Annotated in this window: 10 protein-coding genes; 8 read left to right on the top strand and 2 right to left on the bottom strand. The window is 61.7% G+C overall.

The window, feature by feature from the left end; genetic code table 11:
- A partial coding sequence (locus tag EN984_RS13255; RefSeq protein ID WP_127383776.1) for an alpha/beta hydrolase occupies window positions 1-568 on the bottom strand: 568 nt, incomplete at its 3' end.
- A gap of 236 nt (window positions 569-804) precedes the next feature.
- Here EN984_RS13255 and EN984_RS13250 point away from each other — a divergent pair.
- The 7 genes from EN984_RS13250 to sufA all read left to right on the top strand — a co-directional run bounded on the left by EN984_RS13250 (window position 805) and on the right by sufA (window position 7,886).
- Window positions 805-1,968 (top strand): cysteine desulfurase family protein, encoded by a 1,164-nt coding sequence (locus tag EN984_RS13250; RefSeq protein ID WP_127268784.1) that lies wholly within the window; start codon window positions 805-807, stop codon window positions 1,966-1,968.
- Between the two features lie 187 nt (window positions 1,969-2,155).
- On the top strand, window positions 2,156-3,673 hold the full coding sequence (sufB, locus tag EN984_RS13245) for a Fe-S cluster assembly protein SufB (protein ID WP_027037002.1): 1,518 nt from the start codon (window positions 2,156-2,158) through the stop codon (window positions 3,671-3,673).
- 25 nt (window positions 3,674-3,698) lie between these two features.
- Window positions 3,699-4,454, top strand: a complete 756-nt coding sequence (gene sufC / locus EN984_RS13240; RefSeq protein ID WP_023810312.1) for a Fe-S cluster assembly ATPase SufC — start codon at window positions 3,699-3,701, stop codon at window positions 4,452-4,454.
- 19 nt (window positions 4,455-4,473) lie between these two features.
- The gene (gene sufD / locus EN984_RS13235; protein ID WP_127270923.1) at window positions 4,474-5,742 is read left to right on the top strand and encodes a Fe-S cluster assembly protein SufD; all 1,269 of its coding nucleotides are present in this window, start codon (window positions 4,474-4,476) and stop codon (window positions 5,740-5,742) included.
- 4 nt (window positions 5,743-5,746) lie between these two features.
- The gene (locus EN984_RS13230; protein ID WP_127270925.1) at window positions 5,747-6,991 is read left to right on the top strand and encodes a cysteine desulfurase; all 1,245 of its coding nucleotides are present in this window, start codon (window positions 5,747-5,749) and stop codon (window positions 6,989-6,991) included.
- 21 nt (window positions 6,992-7,012) lie between these two features.
- The gene (locus tag EN984_RS13225) at window positions 7,013-7,405 is read left to right on the top strand and encodes an SUF system Fe-S cluster assembly protein (RefSeq protein ID WP_127270728.1); all 393 of its coding nucleotides are present in this window, start codon (window positions 7,013-7,015) and stop codon (window positions 7,403-7,405) included.
- Between the two features lie 100 nt (window positions 7,406-7,505).
- Window positions 7,506-7,886 carry a Fe-S cluster assembly scaffold SufA gene (sufA, locus tag EN984_RS13220; RefSeq protein WP_013532156.1) on the top strand — a complete coding sequence of 127 codons (381 nt, stop codon included), beginning with the start codon at window positions 7,506-7,508 and terminating at the stop codon, window positions 7,884-7,886.
- A gap of 23 nt (window positions 7,887-7,909) precedes the next feature.
- Here the strand turns inward: sufA and EN984_RS13215 are convergent, their stop codons facing one another.
- Window positions 7,910-8,407 (bottom strand): GFA family protein, encoded by a 498-nt coding sequence (locus EN984_RS13215; RefSeq protein ID WP_127270730.1) that lies wholly within the window; start codon window positions 8,405-8,407, stop codon window positions 7,910-7,912.
- A 90-nt stretch (window positions 8,408-8,497) separates the two neighbouring features.
- Between EN984_RS13215 and EN984_RS13210 the strand changes: the two genes are divergently transcribed.
- Window positions 8,498-8,696, top strand: a 199-nt coding sequence (locus EN984_RS13210; RefSeq protein ID WP_164765464.1) for a TfoX/Sxy family protein, incomplete at its 3' end; no start/stop codon positions are given.

The following is an 8,696-nucleotide window of genomic DNA, read 5'->3' as shown; positions in this document are numbered from 1 at the left end:
GGTTGGCGCCGGGCAAGGTCTTTTGCGTGATGGTGATGCCCTTCTGCGTGTGCAGCTTGTCGACCAGGCCCTGCACATCCTTCGGCGGCGCCACCTTGTCGGCATCGCCATGGATGATCAGGCCCGATGACGGGCAGGGCGCCAGGAACGAGAAATCATAGGTGTTGGGCTGCGGCGCGATCGAAATGAAGCCTTCGATCTCCGGCCGGCGCATCAGAAGCTGCATGCCGATCCAGGAGCCGAAGGAGTAGCCGGCGACCCAGCAGCTCTTGGAATCGGGATGCAGCGACTGCACCCAGTCCAAAGCGGCGGCGGCGTCCGACAGCTCGCCGGTGCCATGGTCGAACTCGCCCTGGCTGCGGCCGATGCCGCGGAAATTGAAGCGAAGCGTGGTGAAATCCCGCTTCTGGAACATGTAGAAGAGGTCGTAGACGATCTTGTTGTTCATCGTGCCGCCGAATTGCGGGTGCGGGTGCAGGACGATGGCAATCGGCGCGCTCTTTTCCTTGGAAGGCTGATAGCGACCCTCCAGGCGGCCGGCAGGACCGGTGAAAATGACCTCAGGCATAAAATACTCCACTTGGTAATACGAACGCGCGGTGCCTGGAACGTTTCCTCTGGCCTTGACGCAGGGCGAGCGTCTTCTTAGAAGCTAGTTTAGAATTGTTCAAAACTGAGTGGCAAGACATCGAGCCCGGCCACCCGCGCCGCAAGCCGCGTAAATAGGACGGCTCGCCTTGGAATTTCAAGGAAATAACGCCATACGACAGCGGAATGGCTTCTGACGGGATTTGACGGACGAAAATGGCCGGAATACGCGCCTATCTCGACTACAATGCCAGTGCGCCGCTGCTTGCCGTGGCCCGCGAGGCTATGGTCGCGGCCCTTGACGTCGCGGCCAATCCGTCATCGGTTCACGCCGAGGGGCGCGCGGCCCGCCGCCTGATCGAGACCGTCAGGCGTGACGTGGCGGCGCTAGTCAACGCCAAGGCGGAGCATGTCGTGTTCACCTCCGGTGCCACGGAAGCAGCCTCGACGCTGCTGTCACCCGACTGGCAGATGGGGCGCGGCACGGTGCGTATGAGCCGGCTTTACGTGTCGGAGGCCGATCATCCCTGCCTGTTGAACGGCGGACGGTTCCCCGCAGCGCAGGTGACGCGGATCGGCGTCGACGCCAACGGCATTGCCGATCTCGGCGCCTTGGAGTCGGCGCTCGGCGGTCACGACAAGAGCGAGGGCCTGCCGCTGGTCGCAATCCACGCCGCCAACAACGAGACCGGCGTCATCCAGCCGATCGATCGTATCGCCGCGATCGTCAAGGCGGCGGGCGGCATCCTCATTGTCGACGCCGTGCAGGCCGTAGGGCGTGTTTCGACCGATCTATCAGCGGGTTACGCCGATTATCTGATTCTGTCCTCGCACAAGATCGGTGGACCCAAGGGCGTCGGCGCCATCGTCGCGGCTTCCGATTTGATGATGCCGAAGCCGCTGATCAATGGCGGTGGCCAGGAAAAGGGCCATCGCGGCGGAACTGAGAACCTCGCCGCCATTGCCGGTTTCGGCGCCGCCGCACGCGAGGCGCTTGCCGGATTGCCGGCCATGGATGCGGTGCGCCAGCGCCGCGACGAGATCGAGGCCATCGTCAAATCGCTGGTGCCGGACGCGGAAATCTTTGGAACCGGTGCGCCAAGGCTTGCCAATACGGCATTCTTCGCTATTGCGGGCGTCAAAGCCGAAACCGCGCAGATCGCCTTCGATCTGGCCGGTGTAGCGCTGTCGGCCGGCTCTGCCTGTTCGTCGGGCAAGGTCGGACCGAGCCATGTGCTGAAAGCCATGGGCTACGGTGACAGTCTCGGCGCCTTGCGGGTGTCGATCGGACCGGCGACCGGCGCGGAAGACGTTGAGCTTTTCCGCACCGCGCTTGCGGGTATTGCCGCACGAAGGGCGGATAGAGAACGGGCCGCGTAGCGGTTGGACGAATTTGGGCCTTTCGGCCTGGTAGAGCCGTGCGTTTCATGCTGGCCGGGTGAATTCCCGGTCGAAGCGCACTATATTAAACTTACGCTGCCGCGAGCACCTCTTCGGGGTTCGTTTTTGGCGGTGCCATAGTTTGAAAACTGTCGGGCCTTGACCCCGGCGTGGATGGAGAACGCTTATGCCTGCTGTGCAGGACACGATCGATCGGGTCCGAAAGATCGACGTCGACCAATACAAATACGGATTCCAGACCGAAATCGCTGTCGATAAGGCCCCCAAGGGCCTCAGCGAAGATATCATCCGTTTCATTTCGGCCAAGAAGGACGAACCGTCCTGGATGCTGGAATGGCGTCTGGAAGCGTATCGCCGCTGGCTGACGCTTGACGAGCCGACTTGGGCGCGCGTCCACTATCCCAAGATCGATTTCCAGGACATCTACTTCTACGCGGCGCCCAAGAGCACGCCCGGCCCGACTTCGCTGAGCGATGTCGATCCCGAACTCTTGAAGGTCTACGAGAAGCTCGGCATTCCGCTGCGCGAGCAGGAAATCCTTGCCGGCGTGCAGAAGACCGACGCCTCGGAACTCGAGGAAGTCAGCGACAATGTCTACAAATCGGGCCGCGTCGCCGTCGATGCCGTGTTCGATTCCGTCTCCGTCGTCACCACCTTCAAGAAGGAGCTGGCGCAGGCCGGCGTCATCTTCTGCTCGATCTCGGAAGCCATCCGCGAGCATCCGGAGCTGGTGAAGAAATATCTCGGCTCGGTCGTGCCGACCTCAGACAATTACTACGCCACGCTGAATTCGGCTGTGTTCACCGACGGCTCGTTCGTCTTCGTGCCCAAGGGCGTGCGCTGCCCGATGGAGCTGTCGACCTATTTCCGCATGAACGAGAAGAACACCGGCCAGTTCGAGCGCACGCTGATCATCGCCGAGGAGGGGGCTTACGTCTCCTATCTCGAGGGCTGCACGGCGCCGCAACGCGACGAGAACCAGTTGCACGCGGCGGTCGTCGAACTGGTAGCGCTCGACGATGCCGAGATCAAATATTCCACGGTGCAGAACTGGTACCCCGGCGACGCCGAGGGCAAGGGCGGCATCTACAACTTCGTCACCAAGCGCGGCGACTGCCGTGGCGACCGCTCGAAGATTTCGTGGACGCAGGTCGAGACCGGTTCGGCGATCACCTGGAAATATCCGAGCTGCATCCTGCGCGGTGACGATTCCCAAGGTGAGTTCTATTCGATTGCGGTATCGAACGGCTATCAGCAGGTCGACAGCGGCACCAAGATGATCCACCTCGGCAAGAACACGTCGAGCCGCATCATCTCCAAGGGCATCGCCGCCGGCTTCTCGCAGAACACCTATCGCGGCCAGGTCTCGGCGCACCGCAAGGCGACCAACGCCCGCAACTTCACCAACTGCGACTCGCTGCTGATCGGCGACCAGTGCGGCGCGCACACCGTGCCATACATGGAAGCCAAGAACTCGACGGCGCAGTTCGAGCACGAAGCGACGACCTCGAAGATTTCCGAGGACCAGAAATTCTACGTCATGCAGCGCGGCATCCCCGAAGAGGAAGCAATTGCGCTGATCGTCAATGGTTTCGTCAAGGACGTCATCCAGCAGCTGCCGATGGAATTCGCCGTCGAAGCGCAGAAGCTGATTGGGATTAGCCTTGAGGGCTCGGTCGGCTGACCGGACAAATATTCAGGAAACAAGAATGCTTGAAATCAGAAACCTGCACGCCCGCATCGTCGATGACGGCACCGAAATCATCCGTGGCTTGAACCTGACGGTGAAAGCCGGCGAGGTTGCCGCGATCATGGGGCCGAACGGCTCGGGAAAATCGACGCTGTCCTACATCCTCGCCGGCCGCGAGGACTATGAGGTGACCGAAGGCGACATCCTCTACAACGGCCAGTCGATCCTCGAAATGGATCCGGCCGAGCGCGCCACGTCAGGCATTTTCCTCGCCTTCCAGTATCCGATGGAGATACCGGGCGTGGCCACCATGGAATTCCTGAAAGTGGCGATGAACGAGCAGCGCAAGGCGCGTGGCGAAGAGCCGCTGAAGATCCCGGAATTTTTGAAGCGCGTGAAGGAAGCCGCCGCCTCGCTCAGCATGGACATGGCGATGCTCAAGCGGCCGCTCAATGTCGGCTTCTCCGGCGGCGAGAAGAAGCGGGCAGAGATTCTGCAGATGAAGCTGCTGGAGCCGAAACTGTGCGTGCTCGACGAGACCGATTCCGGCCTCGATATCGATGCGCTGAAGATCGTGTCCGACGGCGTCAACGCGCTGCGGGCGCCGGACCGGGCGTTCTTGGTCATCACCCACTACCAGCGCCTGCTTGAGCACATCGTGCCCGACACCGTGCACGTGCTCTACAAGGGCCAGGTCATCAAGTCCGGCGACAAGTCGCTGGCGCTCGACCTGGAAGCCAATGGCTATGCCGGCGTGATCGGCGAAGCCGCGTGAGATGCCAGAGGTAATACCGATGAACATGCACACACAACCGCAGCGGACACCGGCCGAGACAGCGTTGATCGACGCGTTCGGCGACCGGCTGTCGCTGCTGCCGGGTGACGGCGCGGTGATGCTGAAGCGCGACGACGCCATCGAGACGATCAAGCACGGCCTGCCGACGCGGCGTGTCGAATCCTGGCATTACACCGACCTGCGCCGGTTGCTGAATACCGTGCCGGACTTCGACCCCGCCGCCATGGCCAAAGCCGTTGCACCGATCGTCGACGGTTCCACCGTGGTGTCGATCCTGAACGGCAAGTCGGACGCCAAAGTGCCGGTTCTTGAAGGCGTTTCTTTCCAGCGCCTGTCGGAAAAGCTGATCGACGGCAGCGCAGCAGCTGGGCTCGATCCCTATGGCAGCGACGACGCCATCGGCGCGCTGAACACGGCTTTCGTCGCCGACGGGTATTTTGTCGACATCGCCGATGGTGTGGAACTTGAAAAGCCGGTCGAGCTGCAGAACCTGCAGGCTGGCGGCCAGACCCATGTGCGCCTGCGAGTGCGTGTCGGCGCCGGCGCCAAGGCCGTCATCGTCGAACGTCAGACGGGTGACGGCGCTGCCTTGGGCAGCTCGGTCAGCCAGCTCGTGCTCGGCGAGGGCGCCGAGGTGACGTGGCTGATCGTCCAGGAGCAGCCGGAAACGGCGGCGCATCTGGCGCAGTTCAAGGCCCATATCGGCAAGAATGCGAAACTGACGTTGTTTGTCATGAACGCCGGCGGCAGACTGGTGCGCCAGGAGATCATGGTCAGGACGACTGGCGAAGGCGCCGATTTCAAGCTGCGCGGCATCAACCTCCTGGCCGGCGACACCCATACCGACGTGACCATGGTGCTCGACCACGCCGTGCCGCACACGACCTCGACGGAAGTCATCCGCAACGTGGTGACGGGCAAGGCGCGCGGCGTCTTCCAGGGTCGCATCAACGTCCATCAATATGCGCAGAAGACCAACGCCAAGATGGCCTGCAACACGCTGCTGCTGTCGGACGACGGCGAGTTCTCGACCAAGCCCGAGCTTGAAATCTTCGCCGACGACGTGATTTGCGGCCACGGCGCGACGGTCACCGAGATCGACCATAACCATCTGTTCTACCTGATGGCGCGCGGCGTCGACGAGAAAAGCGCGCGGGGCTTGCTCGTCAAGGCCTTCGTCGCCGAGGTGATCGAGGAACTTGACGACGAGGCAATCGTCGAAGCGCTGGAGGCGCGGCTCGACGGCTGGTTCGCGGCGCACGGGTGATTTGATGAACGCACCGGGCAAGATCGGAGATTTCTACGACGTCGAAGCGATCCGCCGCGATTTCCCGATCCTGTCGCGGGAAGTCTATGGCAAGCCGCTGGTCTATCTCGACAATGGCGCCTCGGCACAAAAGCCGCAGGCGGTGCTGGACACAATCCAGCATGCCTATTCCCAGGAATACGCCAACGTCCATCGCGGCCTGCATTTTCTCTCGAACGCCGCGACCGATGCCTACGAAAAGGCGCGAGAGACGGTGCGCCGCTTCCTCAATGCGCCGAGCACCGACAACATCATCTTCACCTCGAACACGACTTCGGCCATCAACACGGTCGCCTATGGCTATGGCATGCCCAACATCGGCGAGGGCGACGAGATCGTGCTGTCGATCATGGAGCACCACTCCAACATCGTTCCCTGGCATTTCATCCGCGAGCGGCAGGGCGCCAAACTGGTCTGGGTGCCGGTCGACGATCTCGGCGTCTTCCACATCGAGGAATTTGAAAAGCGGCTGACCAGCAAGACAAAGCTCGTTGCCATTACCCACATGTCGAACGCGCTTGGCACTGTGACGCCGATCAAGGAAATCGTGCGCATTGCGCATTCGCGCGGAATTCCGGTGCTGGTCGACGGCAGTCAGAGCGCCGTGCATATGCCTATCGACGTGCAGGATCTCGACTGCGACTTTTTCGTCTTCACCGGGCACAAGGTTTATGGCCCGTCGGGCATCGGCGTGCTCTACGGCAAGAAGGACATTCTCGCTGGCATGCGGCCCTTCATGGGCGGCGGCGAGATGATCGAGGAGGTGACGGAAGACATCGTCACCTACAACGAGCCGCCGCACCGCTTCGAGGCCGGCACGCCGCCGATCGTCCAGGCGATCGGGCTGGGTGCCGCGCTCGACTATATGGAAACGATCGGCCGCGAGCGCATTGCCGCCCATGAGGAAGACCTCAAGAACTACGCGCATGAGCGGCTGCGCTCCATCAATTCGCTGCGCATCTTCGGTGATGCGCCCGGCAAGGGCGCCATCATCTCGTTCGAACTGCAAGGCATTCATGCGCATGACGTGTCGATGGTGATAGACAGGCAGGGCGTTGCGGTGCGGGCGGGCACGCATTGCGCCCAGCCGCTGTTGAAACGCTTCGGCGTAACCTCCACATGCAGGGCATCGTTCGGCATGTATAATACCAGGGCCGAAGTCGACGCTTTGGCCGAGGCGCTTGAAAAAGCGCGCAAATTCTTCGGATGACGAGTTTTTTGGGTGACGACCATGGATGATGCAAGCATCGCTGCCGAGACCACTCCGGAAACCGCGCCCAATACGCTGGTTTCGGGATCAGCCATTCCAGCCGACGAACTGGCGCGGCTGACCGACGACATCGTCTCGGCGCTGAAGACGGTCTACGATCCGGAAATCCCGGCCGATATCTACGAGCTCGGCCTGATCTACAAGATCGACATCGAGGACAATCGCTCGGTCAAGATCGACATGACGCTGACCGCTCCGGGCTGCCCTGTCGCCGGCGAAATGCCCGGCTGGGTCGAAAATGCCGTCGGCGCCGTCGAAGGCGTGTCCGGCGTCGAGGTCAACATGACCTTCGACCCGCCGTGGTCGGCCGACCGCATGTCGGAAGAGGCGCAGGTCGCGGTGGGTTGGTACTAGCGTTGGGCCTGGCATACTTGCGCCAGGGGTAAAACTTCACCATTTTAGGTGAGGAATCATTCGGCAGGCCTTGAACCTGCATGGAATGGAAGGAAAAAGAATGGGACGCTTTGCCGTCATCACGATGACCGAAAAGGCCGCCGACCGGGTGCGCGAGATTGTCGCCACGCGTGACAATGCGCACGGCATCCGCCTCGGCATCAAGAAGGGCGGCTGCGCGGGCATGGAATATACGGTCGATCTGGTGACCGAGCCCAATACCAAGGACGACCATATCGAGCGCGACGGCGCGCATGTCTATGTGGCGCCCGAGGCAGCGCTATTCCTGTTCGGCACCGAGATGGATTTCGAGCAGACGACGCTGCGCACCGGCTTCACCTTCCACAATCCGAACCAGAGTTCGGCCTGCGGCTGCGGCGAATCCGTCGAACTGAAGCCGGCCGACCTGAAGGCGCTGGCAGAGGCACGCGCCTCCGCCTGACCCTCCTTCGCCCGTTTACGGGGCTAATCCACCCACATGCCCGTGCGCTTGTGCCAGTCGGCGATCGATTCCTCGGGATAGACGTCGAAGACCTTGTCATGCTTGCCAACCACCGGCTCCACCCAGTTCGCCTTGTATTTCAGCATGAGGTGCACCTTGCTTGGCGGAATGGGTAAATCGCTGTCGATCGCCGAAGCGAAGGGATGCACCAGCTCCGGCCATGTCGGGTCGTAGAGCCAAAGGGCTGATCCACATTTCTTGCAGAAATTGCGCTCGCCGGTCGAGATTTCGCAATGCGGATGCTCGTCGTCCTCGATCTCCGCCCGAAAGACGCCGAGGCTGCGCTTGCCCCTGATGTTCAGTGTTTCGTTGTCGGCACCGAGATTGATGGCAAACCCGCCGCCGCCCTGCTGCTTGCGGCAGATCGAGCAGTAGCACAGCATGAATGGCGCCGGCGTGTGGCTCTCCACCTCGAAACGGACGGCATTGCAGCGGCAGGAGCCTTTGAGCAGCACGGGCATAGCGGGAACTCCGATCGACCTCACACAACCTGTCAGCATGATTTTGGTTGCGGCGATGACAAGGCCAAACGCCGGTGACATGATCGCGGCATGGACAATGAACGCATCGCCGAACTGTTCGAAGGCCTCGGCCCGGTCAGCATCCGAAAACTGTTCGGCGGCAAGGGCATCTATTTCGACGGTGTCATCGTCGCCATCGTGCTGCGTGGCGAATTGCTGTTGAAGGCCGACGAGCAAAGCGTGCCCGAGTTCGAGGCCGCCGGCTGCACGCAATGGACCTATACCGGCT

The organism is Mesorhizobium sp. M7A.F.Ca.CA.004.12.1.1, assembly GCF_003997835.1.
Classification (GTDB): domain Bacteria; phylum Pseudomonadota; class Alphaproteobacteria; order Rhizobiales; family Rhizobiaceae; genus Mesorhizobium.
This window is presented reverse-complemented; position numbering and strand designations above follow the sequence as displayed.

Bases quoted from the DNA above. Each gene is read 5' to 3' on its own strand.
- EN984_RS13230 (WP_127270925.1), top strand. From the start codon at position 5,747: ATGAACGCACCGGGCAAGATCGGAGATTTCTACGACGTCGAAGCGATC.
- EN984_RS13215 (WP_127270730.1), bottom strand. From the start codon at position 8,407: ATGCCCGTGCTGCTCAAAGGCTCCTGCCGCTGCAATGCCGTCCGTTTC.
- sufD (WP_127270923.1), top strand. From the start codon at position 4,474: ATGAACATGCACACACAACCGCAGCGGACACCGGCCGAGACAGCGTTG.
- sufB (WP_027037002.1), top strand. From the start codon at position 2,156: ATGCCTGCTGTGCAGGACACGATCGATCGGGTCCGAAAGATCGACGTC.
- sufA (WP_013532156.1), top strand. From the start codon at position 7,506: ATGGGACGCTTTGCCGTCATCACGATGACCGAAAAGGCCGCCGACCGG.
- sufC (WP_023810312.1), top strand. From the start codon at position 3,699: ATGCTTGAAATCAGAAACCTGCACGCCCGCATCGTCGATGACGGCACC.
- EN984_RS13225 (WP_127270728.1), top strand. From the start codon at position 7,013: ATGGATGATGCAAGCATCGCTGCCGAGACCACTCCGGAAACCGCGCCC.
- EN984_RS13250 (WP_127268784.1), top strand. From the start codon at position 805: ATGGCCGGAATACGCGCCTATCTCGACTACAATGCCAGTGCGCCGCTG.